Below are 19,006 nucleotides of genomic sequence, written 5' to 3' on the forward strand. Positions count from 1 at the left end.
CGGGTGCACCAGCACCTCGACATCGGTCAGGGCGAGGTCGACTGGGACGAGTTCTTCGCAACCCTCGGCGACCTGAAGTTCGGCGACCGTGACGACAACATCATGACCGTCTGCGTCTTCGCCTGGGAAGAACGCGCCCGCGAGTCTGCCGTGTTCATGCGCGAGCAGATCGCGAAGCACACCTCCACCTGGTGACCTGGCCCTCCGCACCCGCCCGGACACCGGTAACTCCTTCGAGCACAACGAAAGGCCTGCCATGAAGCTCGGCGTCTACAACGCGATCCTCCACGACCGACCGTTGCCGGAGGCCCTCGAGGTCGTTGCAGGTCTCGGCCTGACCGGCATCGAGATCAACTCCGGTGGCTTCCTCCCGCCGGTGCACATCCCCAGCTTCGACGACATTCTCATCTCCGACGCCGCCCGCGACGACTACCTCGCCGTCTTCGACGGCACCGGTGTCTCGATCGCCGGCCTCAACTGCAACGGCAACCCGCTCCACCCCAACCCCGTCATCGGTGACAAGCACGCCGAGGACGTCCGACGCTCCATCCGGCTCGCCTCCCGGCTCGGCCAGCACCGGGTCGTCACCATGTCCGGCCTCCCCGGCGGCGAGCCCGGCGCCACCCGCCCGAACTGGATCGTCAACGCGTGGAACTCCGCGGCGCTCGACGTCCTGGACTACCAGTGGTCCGTCGCCGCACCGTTCTGGGCCGACATCGACAAGCTCGCCCGCGACCACGACGTCAAGGTCGCTCTCGAACTGCACCCGCAGAACCTCGTGTTCAACACCGCCGACATCCTCAAGCTCGTCGAGCTCACCGACGCCACGAACGTCGGCGTCGAGCTCGACGCCTCCCACCTGTTCTGGCAGCAGATGGACCCGGTCGCCGTCGTCCGCAGGCTCGGCCCCCTCGTCTTCCACGCCGCCGCCAAGGACGTCCGGGTCAACCCTGAGCACGCCGCCGTCTACGGTGTCCTCGACAACAGCTTCCGCCGCCTCGACCCGTCCGAGAACCGGGTCAACCTCGGCGGCGACGAGTGGGCCAACGAGTGGCCACGTGAGTCGGCGTGGGACTTCGTCGCCCTCGGCAAGGGCCACGACGTCGCCTTCTGGACCGAGTGGCTGCGCGCCCTCCACGACGTGGACCCCGACATGCTCGTCAACATCGAGCACGAGGACACGGAGCTCGGCCGGCTCGAAGGGCTCGAGGTCGCCGCCGCCGTCCTCAAGGACGCCGACGCCAATCTCACCCGCGGCCTCACGACTGTCTGACGGGCACCGCCGGACGACCGCGGCCGATGTGTGGGAGCACGCGCAGGGGGATGTCATGCGGCTGCCGGGCCGCCACCCCAAGAGGCTTATCGGCAGACGGGTCTGAAGAACTCAGGTCGGCCCGGAGGGCGACCACCGCGTGCCGCCCGACCGGTGGAAGGCAGCTGTCGCGACAGGCAAGGCCGCGCGCCCTCGGATTCGGTCGGAGATCTTCTCGGCCATCATGACGATGGGTGCGTTGAGGTTGCCGGTGACGCTCTTGGGCATGATCGAGGCGTCGACGACGCGCAGCCCGGTGATGCCGTGGACGCGGCCCTCGTCGTCGACGACGGAGTCCTCGCCGGTGCCCATCCGGCAGGCGCTCGATGGGTGGTACGACGTGCCGACCCGCCGCCGCAGGTAGGCCAAGAGGTCAGCGTCGGTGACGGCGTCTGCTCCAGGGCTGAGCTCACCGGTGGTGACGCGGGCGAACGCCGGCTGCCGGGCGATCTCTCGGGCCAGCCTGACGCCGTCGAGAAGGTCGCGGGCGTCGCGGGGGTCGGCGAGGTGGTTGAAGACGATGGACGGCGCGTCGGCCGGGTTCGCCGACCGGAGGCTGACCTGCCCTCTGCTCTCGGGGCGGGACAGGTCCATCCAGAACTGGAACCCCGGGACCGGGACGACCTTGCCGCCGCGCAGCTGCCGGGTGAGGGGGAGGAACTCGTACTGCATGGTGGGGAAGTCGGCGTCGTCCCGGGTGCGCAGGAAGGCGCCGGCCTCGAAGAGGTTCGAGGCGCCGAGACCTCGGTGGGTGAGCAGCCAGCGCGCGCCGAGCACCGCGCGGCCGACGAGGCCGATCTGCGAGGTGAGGGAGTCGGCGTGCCGGGTGCCGAACTGGACGTCGACGCCGGGGTGGTTCTCGAGATGGCGGCCGACGGCGGGCACGTGCGCGGCGACGTCGATGCCGTGGCCGTGCAGGTCGTCGGCGTCGCCGATCCCGGACAGCAGGAGCAGTTTGGGGGAGTTGAACGGGCCCGCGGAGAGGACGATTTCACGGCTCGCGTGGACGGTGCGACGTCCGTGCGGGCCGCTGACGACGATGCCGGTGGCCCGCCCACCCTCGACGACCACCTTCTCCACGAGGGCGTGGGTCAGCAGCTGCAGGTTCGGGCGTTCGAGGGCGGGCCGCAGGTAGCCGCGGGCGGCGTTCCAGCGGATCCCGTTGTGCACGAACGCCTGCGCGATGTGCAGGCCCTCCTGCTTGTACCCGTTGTGGTCGGTGGCGACCTCGAACCCGGCCTGCTCGCCGGCGCGCAGGAAGGTCTCGAAGAGCGGGTGCTCCGCGCGGCAGCGGCTGACGTGCAGCGGGCCGTCGCCGCCGCGCCAGTCGTCGGCGCCCTCCTCCCAGGTCTCCATCTTCTTGAAGTACGGCAGCACGTGCGCGTAGGACCAGTCCGGCAGGCCGAGGGCCGCCCACCCGTCGTAGTCCATCGGGTTGCCGCGGTTGAAGATCATGGCGTTGATCGCTGACGAGCCACCGACGACCTTGCCGGTCTTCTCGTCGATGGTGCGGCCGTCGAGGTGCGGCTCGGGACCGGCCTGGTACCCCCACTGGATGCGGGTGCTCTGGTAGGTGAAGGGCAGGGCGGCGGGCATATCGAGCAGGAAGCTGCGGGGTCGGCCGCCTGCTTCGACCAGCAGGACCCGGACGCCCGGGTCCTCGGCGAGGCGGGAGGCGACGACGCTGCCGGCCGGGCCGGCGCCGACGACGAGGTAGTCGTACTCGTCAGGAGTGGTCATCGTGCGGCGCTCCTCAGATGATCCCGCGCTCGGGCAGCGGAGTGCCGTCGGCGATCCGCTGCCAGCCGAACCGGGTCAGGTCGATGGTCTCGTACCCGCCGGTGAGGAGGAGCTCGGCCATCGCGCGGCCGCAGCCGGGGGCGTGCATCAGGCCGTGCCCGGAGAAGCCGGCGAGCAGGTGGAAGTTGCCGTAGCCCGCGACCGGGCCGATGACGACGTTCCCGTCGAGGTCGTTCTGGTCGTAGAGGCCGGGCAGGGTGCTGAGGCACTTCGTGCGCTCGAACTGCGGGAACCGATGCGCGAGCGCCGGCCACACGACGTCCTCGAAGTAGCGGCGGTCGACGAAGAAGTCGACGCCCCGGGGCTGGTCGAGGGTGGGGACGCCGCCGGAGTAGCCGGTGCCTTCGGGCCGGAACGCGAGCCGCTGGGTGTCCTTGAGGTAGGGCAGCGGCTCGATCGGTTCCTGGGCCTCGAAGTAGTGCTCGTACCGCTTGAGCGGGGTGATCGGCACGTCGACGCCGGCCATCGCGCAGATGTCGGCGGCCCAGGCGCCGGCCGCGTTGACGACGTGGCTCGCGGTCACCGTCGTCCCGGACGCGAGCCGGGCGCCGGTCACGGCGTGCCCGGCGACGTCGAGCCCGACGACTTCGTCGGCGACGAAGCGCGCGCCGAGGGAGCGGGCCTTGTTCCGGTAGCCCATGAGGACGGCGTGCGGGTCGAGCCAGCCGTCGTCGGGGGAGAGCACCGCAGCCCCGAGGTCGCCGACGTACATCGACGGGAACCGGTCCTTGACCTCGTCGGGCGTCAGCCACCGGACGTCGCAGCCGAGCGAGAGCTGGGTGTCGTGGTTGGCGCGGAGCATGTCGGTGCTCTCCGGCGGGACGATGAAGATGTAGCCGTTGCGCTTCCAGCCGATCTCGGCCGGGACGCCGTCGACGGCCATGAGGTCGGCGAAGCCGGCGAAGACGTCGATCGAGTACTTCGACAGCTCGATGTTCTCCGGCAGCGAGAACAGGCGCCGGACGCCGCCGGAAGCGCGCGGCGTCGAGGCCCGCTCGTACGTCGGGTCGCGCTCGACGACGGTGACGGACACGGACGGGTCCGCAAGCCGCAGGTAGTAGGCGACGGCGGCGCCGACGGCACCGCCGCCGACGACGAGGACGTCGGTGCTGCTCGGGACATCGGTGCTGTTCGGGACATCGGTGCTGTTCGGGACGTCGGGGCTCGGCATCAGATCATCACCTCGGGGGACGGGACCCGGCCCGCGAACCGGGCCAGGGCGAAGGGGCTGAGGTCGTGGCCCGGGGGCCGGTCGAGCGTGAGGTCGGCGGCGGCCTCGCCGAGGGCGGGCGCGACGGCGAGACCGTGACCGTTGAGGCCGGCGACGACGACGAGCCCGTCGGCCCCGCAGCGGCCGTCGACGACGGGCAGCCCGTCGGGGCTGAGGTCGACGACGCCGCCCCAGGACCGTTGCGTGACAGCACCGGCTGCGGCGGGGAAGACCTCGGCGAGCGCGCGCAGTGCCGCGTCGAGGGACGCCCTGTCGCAGAACGGCTCCGGCGACATGTCGGGGACGAGCGCCGGGTCGAGGGCACGTCCGCGGCGCAGCTCGCGCAGCACCTGCCGGCCGTCGACGCGAAGCTGCAGGTGGGCGCGGAAGGCCGCCGCCCGCGGCAGCCAGAACCGTAGGCCGTGCAGGTCGGCCAAGGACGCGCGGCGGGTGACGCGCGCGCCGAGCCCGGCGCTGACGACGAGCCGGCCGTCCGGCCGCTGCCGGGCCCCGAACCCGGCGGCGCGCACCGTCGGGCCGAGCAGGGGCGGCAGCGGTGCGGTCTCGACCTCGGACAGGACGACCGGCATCAGGGGCAGCCGCACGCCCGCGCCGGCGAGCAGGTGCGCCGCCCAGGCCCCGGCCGCGACGACCACGCGGTCCGCCTCGACGTCCGCGTCCGCCGTCCGGACACCGGTGACCCGCCCGCCCGCCGTCCGTACCGCGGTGACCTTGCTCCCGTAGACGAACCGGGCACCGAGGCGGGCCGCACGCCGGACCCACACCCGGGTCGCGGCGTCCGGCTGCGCCTGCGCGTCGTAGGGGCTGACCATCGCGCCCAGCACCGGGCCGGTCGCGGCGGGCAGGAGCGCGCGCACCTCGTCGGCGCCGACCCAGCGCACGGCGTCGAGCCCCACCGCCCGCGCCTGCTCGGCGAGCGCCCGCAACCGATCCGGCTCGTCGGCGCGCGTTGCGAGGTAGACGTTCCCGCGGGTCTCGAGTTCGGCGTCCGCGGCGTCCGGGTCCTCGGCGACGGCCTGCCGCCACAGCCGCAACGCCTCGACCGCGAGCGGCAGTTCCGCCGGATGCCGGCCCTGGACCCGCAGCGACCCTTGCGCGCGGCCGGACCCCTCACGGGCCGGGCCAGGCTCCTTGTCGAGGACGACGACCCGCGCGCCACGGGCGGCGAGCGCCGACGCGGTGGCCGCACCGACGACGCCTGCGCCCACGACGACGACGTCCGCGGCGCGCGGCAGGTCGTCGGGTGTCGTCACAGGACCAGCCTGATGACCGGTTCATCCTGCTACCAGCCGCTTGTTATCGTAGGACTGTGAGTCCCACTCTCGAGGGCGACGGGCGACGGCTCCGTGAGCTCGCCGAGTTCCTCCGCCTGCGCCGCGCCCGCCTCGACCCAGCCGCCGTCGGCCTGCCCGTGCGGGCCCGCCGCCGCACACCCGGGCTGCGCCGCGAAGACGTCGCGGAGCGCGCCGGGGTGAGCGTCGCCTGGTACACGAGCCTCGAGCAGGGTCGGCCGGTCAGCCCTTCGCTGCGCGTCGTCGTCGCCCTCGCCGATGCGCTGCAGCTGTCCGACGCCGACCGACAGCACCTGCACACGCTCACCGGGCACCCGCCGCCGCAGCCGACGGACGGGTCCGCCGACACGGTGCTGCTCCAGCAGCTCGTCGACCATCTCGACGTCCCCGCCTACTGCACCGACGCGCTGACCAACGTCATCGCCTGGAACCCGCTCGCCGCCGAGGTCTTCGGCGACTACGGCCGCTGGCCGGCGGGGCGGCGGACCCTGCTGCGCCTGCTCTTCGAGGAGCCGGCGTTCGCGGGCCGGCTCGTCGACCGCGACGAGTACGCCGCACGCGTCGTGCAGACCTTCCGTGGCCGCTCCGGCGCCTACCTCGAGGACCCGGTCGCCATTGCGCTCGTCGACGACCTCGTCCGAGAGCATCCCCGCTTCGCCCGGCTCTGGGGCGCGCACACCGTGCGCCGCACCGACTCCGACACCCTCGAGGTCGACCACCCCGTGGGCCGGCTGACCCTGACGCTGGTCAACCTCCAGGGCGTCGCGACGCCGGGCACGCGGTTCAACGCCTACCTGCCCGCGGACGGCGTCACGGCGTCCCGGCTGCGGGCCGCGCTGCCCCCGCGGGTCGGGACTGACGCAGCCTCAGGGTCATGAGACCCGTCGCAGCGTCGACCTTGGCGTGCCAGCGACGCAGCGCGGCCGCCTCGTCGTGCGCGCGGAGGTGCTGCACCAGGGCGATGTCGTCCTGGCACATGTCGGGGATCGGGTAGGAGTAGCTCAGCCCGATGACGGCGACGTACAGCTTGATCTGCGCCGTCGTCGTGCGGAACATCGGGGCCGCGCTGCGCAGGCCGGTGACCCCGGCGAGGACGTCCTGCAGGTCGAGGTCGGCGTCGCCGGTGAGGTAGGAGTCGCTCGTCGTGCGGGCGACACGGAGCATCCGCTCCAGCGCCTGCTCGACGGGGGCGAGCGTGCTGGCCGGCATCTGTGCGGCGTGCCGGACCACGATGGCGCCGAGCGCCCGCCGGACGGCGTAGGTCTCGAGGATGTCGCTCACCAGGGGGCTGGGCACGAACGCGCCCCGGTGCGGCTCGAGGTCGACGAGGCCGTCGGAGGCGAGTGTTCGGAGGGCATCGCGCACGTGCAGCCGCGACGTGCGCAGAACCCGGGCGAGGTCCGCCTCGGTGAGCCGGGACCCGGCGCGCAACCGGCCCTCGACGAGCCGGCGGACGATGAGCCGGAACATCTCGTCAGCCACAGCCCGGGCCGTCGGCGGCGGACCCTGCATCGGCGGTCTCGGCTCGTAGGGTGCTTCGGCGTCGAGCCACTCGAAGCGCTGCGCCCCGCCGCGTGCCCACTGCATGAGCTGGTGCTGCAGACCGGTCAGGACCGGCAGCGCGGGTTCAGCGCACTGCCGGACGAGGGCCTCGAGCAGGCGCTGCCAGTCGGCGTCCCCGGCGACGACGATGTGAGTGCAGCCGTCATCCAGGGCGGGCAGCGCGCGCCGGCTGACGACGAGAACCTGTGCACCGGTGTCGACGACCGAGCGTGCGTTCCCGGCCAGTGCGGCGTCACGGGCCGGGCCGCCCGGGTCGACCGCGGCGCCGCTGGTGGCGTCGAAGCGCAGGTCGGATGCGAGGACGGTCTGCAGGGCCGGCCGTCGGACCGACCGCATGAACGTCCGCGGGCCCCCCGGGACGTGCGTCCCGGACGACGTCGTCGACGTGAGCACGAGCATGCTGTTCTCGGGCGAGACGGCGACCGCGAGCAGGCGCAGCGGCCCCGGTGGGAGCGGGCCGGCTCCTCGTGCGTAGCACCTCGCCCACACCCGGGCGACGTCCGACTGGCTCGTGCCGGTGAAGGCGGCCACCGATCGCGACGACCAGCGGGGCGTCGGCAGGTGCAGCGGTGCCGCGAGCACCGCCCGGTCGCGCTCGGCAAGCAGCTCGGGCGGAGGGTCTCGGCGCACCGGTCGAGTCTACGACGCAATGACTCATTGACTCATGGCTCGTGCCCGATCGGTCTGCTCACTCGGCAGGGCGCAGGTTCTGCTCCATCGTTTCCCCACCTGACACGACGGCGAGTCGTCAGTTCAGGGCTGTGGAACCCGCTGGTGGACAGGTGAAACTGATCCGCACGAGATGGAGCGCGGTGTGACCGTCGATCCTCTGCTGACGCCCTTCGAGCTGAAAGGGCTGACTCTGCGCAACCGCATTGTCAGCACTTCTCACGAGCCGGCGTACAGCGAGGATGGCCTGCCGAAGGACCGCTACCGGGCGTACCACGTGGAGAAGGCCAAGGGCGGCGTCGGCCTGACGATGATCGGCGGCAGCGCCATCGTCAGCCGGGGGAGCACGCCCGCCTTCGGCAACCTCCTGCTGTGGAAGGACGAGTCGGTGCCGTGGTTGCGCCGGCTCGCCGACGAGGTGCACGACCACGGTGCGGCCGTGATGACCCAGCTGACCCACATGGGGCACCGCACCCATAGCCACACCCACGACTGGCTGCCCGCGGTGTCTGCGAGCGCCGTCCGCGAGCCCACCCACCGCGCCTTCGCGAAGGAGGCCGAGGTCTGGGACCTGGAGCGGATCAGGGCCGACTTCGTCGCCGCCGCGCAGCGCTGCGCAGAGGCGGGCCTCGACGGCGTCGAGCTCATGATGTACGGCCACTTCCTCGACGCGTTCATCACGCCCTACTGGAACCACCGCGACGACGAGTACGGCGGCTCCTACGCGAACCGGATGCGCTACCCCCTCGAGGTCGTCCGGGCCGTCCGCGCGGCCGTCCCGGCGGGCTTCCTCGTCGGTGCCCGGCTCAGCTTCGACGAGGGCCGCGACCCCGGCGTGACCGTCGAGGAGTCGGTGACCGTCGCGCACGACCTCATCGACGCCGGCATCGACTTCGTCAGCGCGCTCACCGGCTCGATCGAGCTCGAGGCGAGCGTCGCCAAGCAGATCATCCCCCCGATGGGGACACCGTCGGCGCCCGCGCTCGCGTTCATCGGTGAGGTGAAGCGCAAGCTGTCCGTGCCCGTCATGCACGCGGCCCGGATCGCGGACGTCGCGACGGCCCGGTACGCGATCGAGGCGGGACTGCTCGACCTCGTCGGGATGACCCGCGCGCTGCTCGCCGACCCGTACCTGCCGCTCAAGGTCGCCCAGGGCCAGGAGGACCGGATCCGCCCGTGCGTCGGCGCGAGCCAGTGCATCGACAGCATCTACACGACCGGTGCGGCGTACTGCATCCACAACCCCTCCACCGGCCGCGAGCTCGAGCTGCCGCACGTCGTCGGGCCCGCCCCGGCGCGACGGAAGGTCGCCGTCGTCGGCGGCGGGCCCGCCGGCCTCGAGGCCGCCCGCCTGCTCGGCGAACGCGGCCACGACGTCACGCTGTTCGAGGCCGGCCCGCGGCTCGGCGGCCAGCTCGTCCTCGCCTCGGGGTCCCCGCGCCGGCGCGACCTCCTCGGTGTCGTCGACTGGCGGGCGCAGGAGCTCGCCCGTCTCGGCGTCACGGTGCGCTGCAACGCCTACGTCGAGGCCGGCGACCTGGCGGCCGGCGGCTGGGACGTCGTCGTCGTCGCGACCGGTGGTCTGCCCGCCGGGCTCCGGGTCCCCGGCGCCGAGCTCGCGGTCGACGGCTGGGACGTGCTGTCCGGCGCCCGGAGGGTCTCGGGCCGGGTGCTCGTCTACGACGACCACGGCGGCAACCAGGCACTCGACGTCGTCGAGGCGGTCCTGCGCGGTGGCGCGAAGGTCGAGCTGGCCACGCCGGAGCGCACGGTCGCGCCCGACGTCGGCGGGCTCGTCGCGTCGGGCTACTTCGCCGCTCTCGCCGAGAATGACGTCGCCCTGTCGGTGCTGCGTCGGATCCTCGCGCTGCGACGCGGACCGGACAGCGTCGTCGTCACCTTCGGCGTCGACGGCACCGACTGGACGCAGGAGCGCACGTTCGACGCCGTCGTCGTCGAGGCGGGGACGGCACCCGTCGGGGACGTCTACGACGGGCTCCTCCCAGGGTCGCGCAACGGCGGCGCGACCGACCTGGACGACCTGCTCGCGCTGCGGCCCCAGACGCAGGTCCGCAACCCCGACGGCGCTTACCAGGTCTTCCGGATCGGCGACGCCGTCGCGAGCCGCGGCGTGCACGCGGCGATGCTCGACGCCGCCCGCCTGTGCAGGGCGATCTGACGGCGGCCCGTGCCGGCGACCTGCCGGACGCAGTTCGCACGACCCGGGAGCGGTCCGCGCCCCCGGTCCACCCCAGGAGGGACACGCAATGAACCGAACGGTCAGGGTGGGCGCCGTCATCGCGCTCACATCACTCGCGCTGGCCGCGTGCGGCGGCGGCTCGTCGGCGTCGGACGCCGGTGGCGACGGCAAGACCCTCTACATCGGCACCGACCTGCCCTTGCAGGGTGCGCCGAAGGACGCGTCGGACGCCACGAACAAGCTCATCCAGCTCTACCTGGACAAGATCGGCAGCAAGGCCGGTGCCTACACGATCAAGCTGCGCATCTACGACGACTCGACGGCCGCGAAGGGCTCGTGGGACGACGCGCAGTGCGCCAAGAACGGCGCTGCCCACGTCGCCGCGACCGACGAGATCGCCGTCATGGGTGCGTTCAACTCCGGGTGCGCGAAGATCCTGGTCCCGATCCTCAACCAGGACCCGACCGGCCCGATGCTCATGGTGTCGCACGCGAACACCAACCCGGGCCTGACGAAGACGTGGGAGCCGGGCGAGCCGGAGAAGTACGCGCCGAGCGGCAAGCGCAGCTTCGGCCGGGTCATCCTCAGCGACGACTTCCAGGGCTCGGCGACCGCGAAGTACGCCAGCGAGAAGCTCGGCGTCAAGAAGATCTACGTCCTCAACGACAACCAGACCTACGGCCAGGGCGTCGCGAAGTCGCTCGTCGACGCGGCGCCGAAGTACGGCATCGAGGTCGTGGGCAACGAGGCGTGGGACGGCAAGCAGAGCAACTACACCGCGCTCTTCAACAAGATCAAGGCCACCAACCCGGACATGGTCTACCTGTCGGGGATCTACGACAACAACGGCGGCCAGCTCGTCAAGGACAAGGTCTCGGTCCTGGGTGACAACACCAAGGTCAAGCTCATGGCCCCCGACGGCTTCTCCGGCTTCCCGGAGATGGACAAGCTGCCCCAGGGCGAAGGCATGTACCTGACCTTCGCCGGCCAGCCGACCGACGCCGCGGTGGCCGCGGGCGGCGCCGCCGCCGACCTGCTCAACGAGTACAAGGCCAAGTACGGCGCCTACCCCGCGTCGAGCTACGCCTTGTACGGAGTCGCCGCGATGCAGGTGCTCCTCGCCGCCGTCGAGAAGTCCGACGGCACCCGCAAGGGCGCCACCGACGCGGTGTTCTCCGGCACGGGCATCACCATCCCTGCCGACACGTCGATCCTCGGCGACGAGATCAAGATCGACCCGGCGTCCGGTGACCCGATCGGCGGCAAGGTGTCCTACCTGCAGCTCACCGGCGGCACGGAGAAGTTCCTCGAGGCCCAGACCGTCTCGGCGTCCTGACCCGAGTGACGGCGTCCGGGCGGGCCGTCCCGCCCGGACGCCGTCCACACGGGTCGGCAGGACACGAACACCAGGAGGCATCGTGCGCAGCTCGCGGGTCGTCCACGCGATCGACACCCACACCGAGGGCATGCCCACTCGGGTCGTCACCGGCGGTGTCCCGCCGGTCCCCGGTGCGACCATGGCCGAACGCCGGTCATGGGCCAAGGAGAACCTCGAGGACCTGCGCGGGCTGCTCATGCGGGAACCCCACGGCCATGCCGCGATGTCCGGAGCCATCCTCCAGCCGCCCACGTCGCCCGACGGGCACTGGGGTGTGCTCTACATCGAGACGACGGGCTTCCTGCCGATGTGCGGGCACGGCACCATCGGCGTCGCCACCGCGCTCGTCGAGACCGGGCTCGTGCCCGTCACCGAACCGGTCACCGAGATCCGGCTCGACACCCCGGCCGGGCGGGTCATCGCATCGGTCGACGTCGAAGACGGTCGCGCTCGTTCGGTCTCCCTCACGAACGTTCCGGCCTTCGTCCTCGAGGACGAGGCCGTCGTCGACGTCGAGGGCCTCGGCGAGGTCCGCTACGCGATGGTCTACGGCGGCAACTTCTACCCGGTGGTCGACGCAGCCGCCCTCGGCGTCGAGCTCGACCTCGTGCGCAAGGACCAGATCCTCGCCCTCGGACTGCGCATCATCGACGCCGTCAACGAACAGCGCCCGCCCGTGCATCCGGGTGACCCGGCGATCCGAGGCATCCACCACGCCCAGTTCGTACAGCCCGGCACCGGCGGCGCGGACACCCGCAACGCCGTCCTCAACGTGCCCGGCTACTTCGACCGGTCGCCCTGCGGCACCGGCACGTCCGCGATCATGGCGCTGCGCTGTCACCGCGGCGAGCTCTCCGTCGGCGGCCGGCACGTGAACGAGTCCATGCTCGGCACCCGGTTCACCGGCGAGGTGCTCACCATGACCGACGTGGCGGGCCGCCCGGCCATCGTCCCCCGGATCACCGGCCGCGCCTGGGTGACCGGCTTCAGCCAGCACCTGCTCGACCCCGCCGACCCGTTCCCGGCCGGCTTCACCGTCTGAAGCCTCTGTCGCACAAGGAGTTCCTCGTGGACCGCAGCTCTGTGTCCTGGCGCGGGTACATCCCTGCCTCACCCACCCCCTTCACCGCGGGCGGCGCCGCCGTGGACGAAGAGGCCCTCGCTGCGCTCATGGAGCACTACGTCGCGGCCGGCGTCCACGGCGTCATGCTCAACGGGACGGCGGGGGAGTGGTGGACCCAGTCGGACGCCGAGCGCCGCCGCGTCGCCGAGATCGGGATCGCAGCGGTGGCCGGCCGGGTCCCGGTCATCGTCGGCTGCTCCTCGTTCACCGCCGCGGGCGTCGTCGCGCTCGCCCACCACGCACAGACCGCCGGCGCAGACGGCGTCATGTTCACCCCGCCCCCGTACGCGCACCCTTCGCAGCAGGAGATCCTCAACCACTACCGGCTCGCCGATGCCGAGATCGGCCTGCCGATCCTGGCCTACAACTGGCCGCGCGGGACCGGCGTCGAGATCGACGTCGAGACCGCCGCGGCCGTCGCGGACCTCGACCACGTCGTGGCGCTCAAGTGCAGCACCGCGAACACGGACGTCGTCCTCGACTACATCGAGAAGCTCTCGGACCGGGTCCGCGTCTTCGCCGCCCTCATCAGCCCGCGCGGCCTCGCGGTGCTGTCCGGCCTCGGCGGTGACGGCTACATCGACGGCGGCGGTATCGGCGCGCCGTTCGCCGTCCCCTACTTCGAGGCACTCTGGGCCGGCGACCTCGACACCGCCCGAGGGCACGGCCGCCGCTGGGCCGACCTCACAGGCGCGTGGGTGACACCGGACTTCGGCGGCCGGTTCGGCTCGCCGGCCGGACAGCTCAAGGCCGCGATGCGGATGCTCGGCCACCCCGGTGGCGACGTCCGCCAGCCCCAGCTGCCCGTCACCGACCCCGCGAAGCTCTCCGGGCTCGAGGCGGTCCTGAGGTCCGCCGGGCTCCTGGTGTGACCCCGGCCGTCCCGCCCGGCGGCACCGTCCTCGTCGTCGGGGGCGGAGTCGTCGGCGCCAGCGCGGCCTATGCCCTGACCGCGGCGGGGTACGGGGTCACGCTCGTGACCGCCGGCCGGGTCGGTGACGGTGCGAGCGCCGGCAACGCCGGCCTGCTCGTGCCGGCCGACTCCGTGGTGTGGCCCGGGCCGGAGAACGCCAGGGCCATACCGGCAACCCTGCTGGGCCGCAGCGGAACCATCAGCGTCAACCTCGGTAACCCGGCCACCGCAGGCTGGGGGCTGCGCTTCCTGGCAGCCTCCGGGCGGCGCCGATACGACGCGTCGTGCAGGGCGGCGCACACCCTCAGCGCCCACAGCCTCGCGGTGACGCAGACGTGGGCGGCGCAGCTGTCGGTGCCGTTGTACAACACAGGAATGCTGTTCCTCGTCGGGTCCGACAATGCGGTTGCCGCGGCGCGCCACGCCCGAGCGCCGCTCCGGGAGACCTACACCGAGCTGGGGCCGGAGGCGCTGGCAGCTCTCGACCCTGCCTATCAGGGCCTCCCGCCGCACCTGCGGGTGCTCTACGCGCCGCACGCGGCGCAGGGCGACAGCCACGCCTTCGCCCAAGCGCTCGCCGGCGAGCTGCGAATCTCGGGCGCGCAAGTGCTCGAGAACGAGCCCGTGACGGCGCTGTCCCTGCGCAGTGACACCGTCGTCGGTGCCGGCACCGCGACGCGCAGCCTGCGGGCCGACGCCGTCGTGCTGGCAGCAGGCGCGGCCTCGTACCGCCTGGCGCGCAGCGCGGGCGTCACGGCACGCGTGCTGCCCGTCAAGGGGTACAGCGCCACCGTGCCGCTGGCCCACCCTGCAGCCGGCCCGCGGATCGGAGGCGTCCTGGAGCCGTTCCACGTCGCCTTCTCCCGGTTGGAGGACCGGCTGCGGTTGTCGACCGGAGCAGAGATCGGTCGGGACGACCACCTCGTCGACCCCGCCGCCGTCGCGACCATCCGGCGGGCCGCCGAACTCCTGTTCCCCGACGCGCTCGAGTGGAAGAACGCCGAGTACCGAGCCGAGCACCGACCCATGACCCCGCACGGACTGCCGCTCGTCGGGGCGACCCGGCGGCGTGGGCTGTTCCTCGACACCGGTCACGGGTCGCTCGGCTGGACCCAGGCAGCCGGCTCTGCGGACCTGCTCGTCGATCTGGTCCGCGGAACGACGCCAGCGGTCGACCCTGCGCCGTTCCGGCCGGGGTAGACCGGAAGAGCCCTCCGGGACGGGGCCGACGAGTGGGTTCCAGGACCTGTCCCGCCTTCGCCCGTCTTGCGTTGTTGGGGCGGCCTGACGCGTGGATGACCGAGCCGCTGCTGTAGGCGCTCTATGGGCGGGATCTTGACCGTGTCCGCCGTCCGGCCTGTTTCGGCTGGCCACGGTCGGCGTGGACGGCACGGGCGGCCACATGCGACGAAGATCTTTGACCTGCGAAGAATAGGTTTCGTCTCCGCAGGTCAGCGGCCCTCTCCCGGCGGCCAGGGGCGGGGATGGGCCGCGACGTGTCAGTGCAGACGCAGAACCGATGCTCGCCCCGTTGGGGTGGGTGGTCGTAGGTGGGGTCCGGATGGGTGTTCGTGCTGGTCAGAGGCCAGATGACGTAGGAACGGCTCCGGTCTTGGAGGGTCGCTGCGGAAGGACGTAGTGACCACCAAAGTGACCACCGGCGAGAGCAGTGCTCTGGACGCTGGAGGGGTCGTTCCGTTCCCCGTCAACCGGCCCGCTCGCCGACCTGGACGTCGGCTTGGTGCGGGCTTGATGTCTGGAGCCTCGGACGTGATGACTCTTTCAGCATCCCCACAGATCGTAGGTCACGAAGAAGACGGTGCGTCGCTGGCGGTGCCGGCGTCAGCCGAATGCGGCGTCGGTGTCGGCGCTGTCGGCTCGGACGCCGATGAGGCGGGCGACACCGTCGTCGGTGCCGAGCGCGATCTGTTGGTCGTGGAGGGCCGGTTCGCGATCGTCCCGGAGTGGTTGCTCGACGCAGACGTCTCCGACGTCGCGGTCCGGTTGTACGCGGTGCTGCTGCGGTACGGGCAGACGTCGGGGGCGAGGATGCCGAGCCGGCGGCTGCTTGCGCAGCGGCTGCGCAAGCGGTCCACTGACACCGTCGACCGCGCGATGAAGGAGCTCGTGGCGGTCGGGGCGGTGGTGGTCGAGCGGCGCCGGCGGGGGCCGGTCAACCTGACCAACCGGTACGTCGTCCGGACCGACGTGCCCGGCTCGAGCGCCGGCGCGCCGGCAGGGGCACCAGGTGGGCGGGTAGGAGGAACCGCGTGCTCCGGTCTGCGAGGTGGTGGGGGAGGGGGTGGCCGCAGATCTGCGGCCACCCCCCTCCGAACCGGCGGTCGTCCATACGGCCTCGACCACGCGACCTCGCGCGGGTGTGGATGGGGGTGGCCGCATTCCTGCGGCCAGGGGTAGCCGCATTTCTGCGGCGAGGGTGGCCGCAAGATTGCGGCCCAACCCAGAGTTCTTGACCCAGAGGAAGCACCCTCCTCCCCGCCCCTCCACACCGTCGACGGCCGGCGGTCGCCGGCCGTGGCGTTCGAGCGAGCAGGCCGAGCAGCAGCGCGCCGCGGCTCTGGACGCCCTCGGACACCCCGACCTCGCCGAGTTGGCCGCCCGGTGTCACGACCTGCGTGCACAGCTCGGGCTACCCGCCCGGCTGTGGACCGAGACCACCCTCCTCAACGTCCTGACCGACGCCGTCCTCGAGCACGGCATGACCGCGAGCATCGCCGTCCCGGCACTGCTCGCGTTGGCCGCCGACCCGGCCACCCGCAGCCCAGCCCGCCTGACCTGCCCCGGCCCCTGGTGGGAACTACCGACCATAGACCGGCTTCGCGACGGAACGGACGACGCGTCGGGTGCTGAGCTGGCAGCGCTGGAGGCGCGGCTGGCGGAGGCCGACGGCGACCGGGTGCGGCTGCAACGGCTCGCGCGCGAGCAGCTCCGGGAGGAACGTCACCCGGTCACGCGGCTGGCGGTGGCACGCCGCGCCTGCGCCCTGCTCACGCGACCCTGCGAACGCCCTTGGGCACCGGCCTAAGGCCACAACGAACACGTCGCGAAGCGCTTGGTCCGTCGCCCACGGACTCCGGTGGTCGACATGGCGAGCCCGACCCCCGTCGGGTTCGGCGATCCGCGGGGTGCCTCGGCCGCCTATGAGTTGTCGGGTGGCCCCGGTGTCAACCTCGCAGGGAGCGCACTGCTACCTCGAGCAGTCCGCTAGCGACGGTGCTCGTGCCGTCTCCGCGGGCCAGCTCGACCAAGTCGACACCGCTGCTCCCAAGCCACGTCCCTATGCATAGGTCGATGAAGTATGTGTCGAGACCGACCGCTGCATGGCGTACCTGCGTGTAGTTGACGATGATTGTCTTCTGGTCGCTCGCAGCCCTCGCCTGCCTGATTGCATCCAGCAACTTCGCTGGAACGACGAGAACCGTGCCGTCATGGCACATCAGCCAGTATGCCGATGTTGGACTCTTGGCGAGCAGTCCGTGTAGTTGCAAAAGGTCAATCTTCCACCGGTCGTTCGGAGGCGGTGCCGTGGTGGCCCCGTTGTAGAGGGTCTTCTTGACCTGAACGAGATCGGCAACCTTGGTGCGCAGTTCGCCGAGGATGTCGATGTCGACGACGATCGCGAGGTCGGCGTAGACGGTCGCCTCTTCCGACTTAGGGATCCTCCTGTAGTCGCACCGGACGTCGACCGGCGTGGCGCCTGTTTCCAGCTCAGTCGTTGTGGCCGCCTGGCGGAGAGCAAGCTTGATGTGAGTGATGAGAGAGCCCAAATGACCCTCTTCCTCAGACCTCGCCTGGGCCGGAAAGTCCTGCGCCCACTCGCTGCGGGCAACGTTGAGGGCGCCGCGCAGGCGCGCCTCCACGTCCAAGCTCGACATCCACGTACTTGTAGGAGAGGCGAGTGGGCGCGGAAAGGCGTCGAGTAGGCTCCTGTCATAGTTGCGCGCGATCGCATTCAAAAGAGCGTCATCCGAGTCGCGGCCGCGCAGGGTATCCAGCAGTTGAGTTGCCCGGTCCGCGGCCGGGTTTATGGCGGCATGCTCAGTTGCGAGCAAGGCAGGTGTTGCGTCAACCTCCTGGCCGTGCGCCCATGTGATTGTTTCGACGAGGGTCCGCTCGTCCGTGCTCAACTGGAGTGCCCAAGGAACGAGCAGCAGCCAGTCCTCGGGGTTGGACTCGATGAGGGCCCGAAGTCGCTTTCTGCATGCCGCTTGAAGTGCGCCGTGCCCCCGCGCGAGCTGCATAGCTCTGAAATTGCTGATCATTGAGGCGCACGTGTTGGAGAGCTGCGGCGGGACTCTTCCTGCGATCATGCCGGACTTGACTTGTACCTCGGCGTGCTCCAAGCCGTCGGCCACCGCTGCTGCCATCTGAAGGGCGGCGGGCAAGGGGTCGGGGTTGTACCTTCGCCAAGTGGTGATGACGTAGTGGCCGGCAGCACGCGGGTTTGCCAGTGCGTCGCTGATCAGTATCTGTAGTCCCTCGCTCACCAATACTGGCCTTATCTGGCCGAGTCTTCGAAACGCTCTCGGATACTGTTGCACGCCAGTACCCATAATCTTGGCTTCGCCTGTCACCTCTGCAGCAAAAGCATCTATTTCAGCATCTTCTGCTCGGCCAAGAAAGTCCTCGTAGTCAGAGTCTCGGGGAACGAATAGGCTATCGTAAGGATTGTTCACGTGGGGATGCTTCTCGTTCGCGGGGCGCCGGTGATCGATTGCTCGACCATTCTCATCACATTTCCCGAGACGGGTCCATGACTTCCTGGGGACCGGGTCGCTCCACGAGTGCCGATCAAAGACCATGTGTAAGGAATCGCTCCTAGGTCGATGGCTTTCATGCTTCTGCTGATTGTGTCGGTGTCGGACGTCGGCATTCTAGCGATGTATGTGCCTGGCGATGCGTGGAGCGCAAGTAGCAGCGTGCCTCTGTAATCCTTGTTGGTGGCGGGTTCACCGGCTATCGAGATACCTTAGAAACATGCTCTGAGTGCTGAGAGGTGTCTCTATGGGCTCGCCTCGGGATCAACTCCGCCAGGACCGGCGCCCGGTTGCGCGCCTGGCAGCGGCCCGCCGCGCCTGCGCGCTGTTGCCCTGAGTGGGCGAGGCCGAGAGCGCCGGGCCACGACGGCAGGTGTGTGTCTCGTGGCGGCTCAGCGGCTCCGCGCAGGTCCAACGGTTGATGAGTTCAATTGAGTGGCGTCAGGACGCATCAACTCCTGAACGGCGGACAACGGAGCGCATCGGACGGCCCTGCCACTGCCCTCGTTGGCGCACCCTCGCCTCGCCACTTGAAGGCAACACTGGTCCCCCTTGTCGCCGAGCATGTGCATCGGACGGCCGGTCGTGAGGATGGGCGTCGGCTGCGTGGGGTGCACATCGGAAGCCGTCACCACTGGCGCGACGCCGCGCCGAAGCAGGCTTTCCTGATGGATCATGACGTTTGTCCACACGCCTCGACTACTTCAGGTAGCGTTCCAGGCACTGACAGTCAGAGGAGATCGAGCG

At 71.0% G+C, this 19,006-nt stretch carries 13 protein-coding genes and 1 pseudogene; 9 read left to right on the forward strand and 5 right to left on the reverse strand.

Annotated features, from left to right (window positions below; genetic code table 11):
* A pseudogene (locus tag ECOMGDLI_RS00640) lies at positions 1–195 on the forward strand (sugar phosphate isomerase/epimerase); the annotation flags it as partial.
* A 61-nt stretch (positions 196–256) separates the two neighbouring features.
* Positions 257–1,273: a sugar phosphate isomerase/epimerase gene (locus ECOMGDLI_RS00645; RefSeq protein ID WP_088312597.1), complete on the forward strand. Its 1,017-nt coding sequence runs from the start codon at positions 257–259 to the stop codon at positions 1,271–1,273.
* Positions 1,274–1,384: 111 nt separating this feature from the next.
* On the opposite strand, the gene ECOMGDLI_RS00650 is transcribed toward ECOMGDLI_RS00645, so the two are convergent.
* From ECOMGDLI_RS00650 to ECOMGDLI_RS00660, 3 genes are read right to left on the reverse strand one after another with little or no spacing between them, the layout of a single operon-like run.
* The gene (locus tag ECOMGDLI_RS00650) at positions 1,385–3,052 is read right to left on the reverse strand and encodes a choline dehydrogenase (protein ID WP_088312599.1); all 1,668 of its coding nucleotides are present in this window, start codon (positions 3,050–3,052) and stop codon (positions 1,385–1,387) included.
* A gap of 13 nt (positions 3,053–3,065) precedes the next feature.
* A complete protein-coding gene (locus ECOMGDLI_RS00655; RefSeq protein ID WP_088312601.1) occupies positions 3,066–4,283 on the reverse strand; it encodes an FAD-binding oxidoreductase in 1,218 nt (405 codons plus the stop codon).
* On the reverse strand, positions 4,283–5,596 hold the full coding sequence (locus ECOMGDLI_RS00660; RefSeq protein ID WP_088312603.1) for an FAD-binding oxidoreductase: 1,314 nt from the start codon (positions 5,594–5,596) through the stop codon (positions 4,283–4,285). The genes ECOMGDLI_RS00655 and ECOMGDLI_RS00660 overlap by 1 nt, the downstream gene beginning before the upstream one ends.
* Before the next feature lie 56 nt (positions 5,597–5,652).
* On the opposite strand from ECOMGDLI_RS00660, the gene ECOMGDLI_RS34255 reads away from it, so the two are divergent.
* Positions 5,653–6,513 carry a helix-turn-helix transcriptional regulator gene (locus ECOMGDLI_RS34255; protein ID WP_158220809.1) on the forward strand — a complete coding sequence of 287 codons (861 nt, stop codon included), beginning with the start codon at positions 5,653–5,655 and terminating at the stop codon, positions 6,511–6,513.
* Here the strand turns inward: ECOMGDLI_RS34255 and ECOMGDLI_RS00670 are convergent.
* Positions 6,446–7,828 carry a GntR family transcriptional regulator gene (locus ECOMGDLI_RS00670; RefSeq protein ID WP_088312605.1) on the reverse strand — a complete coding sequence of 461 codons (1,383 nt, stop codon included), beginning with the start codon at positions 7,826–7,828 and terminating at the stop codon, positions 6,446–6,448. The genes ECOMGDLI_RS34255 and ECOMGDLI_RS00670 overlap by 68 nt on opposite strands.
* Before the next feature lie 172 nt (positions 7,829–8,000).
* On the opposite strand from ECOMGDLI_RS00670, the gene ECOMGDLI_RS00675 reads away from it, so the two are divergent.
* The 6 genes from ECOMGDLI_RS00675 to ECOMGDLI_RS33500 all read left to right on the forward strand — a co-directional run bounded on the left by ECOMGDLI_RS00675 (position 8,001) and on the right by ECOMGDLI_RS33500 (position 16,527).
* Positions 8,001–10,046, forward strand: a complete 2,046-nt coding sequence (locus ECOMGDLI_RS00675; protein ID WP_088312607.1) for an FAD-dependent oxidoreductase — start codon at positions 8,001–8,003, stop codon at positions 10,044–10,046.
* 88 nt (positions 10,047–10,134) lie between these two features.
* Entirely contained in the window at positions 10,135–11,403 is a 1,269-nt protein-coding gene (locus ECOMGDLI_RS00680; protein ID WP_088312608.1) for a branched-chain amino acid ABC transporter substrate-binding protein, read from the forward strand.
* An 82-nt stretch (positions 11,404–11,485) separates the two neighbouring features.
* The gene (locus tag ECOMGDLI_RS00685; RefSeq protein WP_088312610.1) at positions 11,486–12,487 is read left to right on the forward strand and encodes a proline racemase family protein; all 1,002 of its coding nucleotides are present in this window, start codon (positions 11,486–11,488) and stop codon (positions 12,485–12,487) included.
* Between the two features lie 26 nt (positions 12,488–12,513).
* Positions 12,514–13,440: a dihydrodipicolinate synthase family protein gene (locus ECOMGDLI_RS00690; protein ID WP_088312612.1), complete on the forward strand. Its 927-nt coding sequence runs from the start codon at positions 12,514–12,516 to the stop codon at positions 13,438–13,440.
* Entirely contained in the window at positions 13,437–14,681 is a 1,245-nt protein-coding gene (locus tag ECOMGDLI_RS00695; RefSeq protein WP_088312614.1) for an FAD-dependent oxidoreductase, read from the forward strand. The genes ECOMGDLI_RS00690 and ECOMGDLI_RS00695 overlap by 4 nt, the downstream gene beginning before the upstream one ends.
* Positions 14,682–16,200: 1,519 nt before the next feature.
* The gene (locus ECOMGDLI_RS33500; RefSeq protein WP_143447391.1) at positions 16,201–16,527 is read left to right on the forward strand and encodes a hypothetical protein; all 327 of its coding nucleotides are present in this window, start codon (positions 16,201–16,203) and stop codon (positions 16,525–16,527) included.
* A 139-nt stretch (positions 16,528–16,666) separates the two neighbouring features.
* Here ECOMGDLI_RS33500 and ECOMGDLI_RS00710 read toward each other — a convergent pair whose 3' ends face one another.
* On the reverse strand, positions 16,667–18,178 hold the full coding sequence (locus ECOMGDLI_RS00710; RefSeq protein ID WP_143447392.1) for a hypothetical protein: 1,512 nt from the start codon (positions 18,176–18,178) through the stop codon (positions 16,667–16,669).
* Positions 18,179–19,006 lie beyond the last annotated feature (828 nt).

The sequence above is a fragment of the Kineosporia sp. R_H_3 genome, assembly GCF_002198675.1.
Lineage (GTDB): Bacteria > Actinomycetota > Actinomycetes > Actinomycetales > Kineosporiaceae > R-H-3.

What these genes read in the sequence shown, in the direction of transcription:
- ECOMGDLI_RS00655 (WP_088312601.1), bottom strand. Translation starts at nt 4,283, where the DNA reads ATGCCGAGCCCCGACGTCCCGAACAGCACCGATGTCCCGAACAGCACC.
- ECOMGDLI_RS00675 (WP_088312607.1), top strand. Translation starts at nt 8,001, where the DNA reads ATGGAGCGCGGTGTGACCGTCGATCCTCTGCTGACGCCCTTCGAGCTG.
- ECOMGDLI_RS00645 (WP_088312597.1), top strand. Translation starts at nt 257, where the DNA reads ATGAAGCTCGGCGTCTACAACGCGATCCTCCACGACCGACCGTTGCCG.
- ECOMGDLI_RS00680 (WP_088312608.1), top strand. Translation starts at nt 10,135, where the DNA reads ATGAACCGAACGGTCAGGGTGGGCGCCGTCATCGCGCTCACATCACTC.
- ECOMGDLI_RS33500 (WP_143447391.1), top strand. Translation starts at nt 16,201, where the DNA reads ATGACCGCGAGCATCGCCGTCCCGGCACTGCTCGCGTTGGCCGCCGAC.
- ECOMGDLI_RS00650 (WP_088312599.1), bottom strand. Translation starts at nt 3,052, where the DNA reads ATGACCACTCCTGACGAGTACGACTACCTCGTCGTCGGCGCCGGCCCG.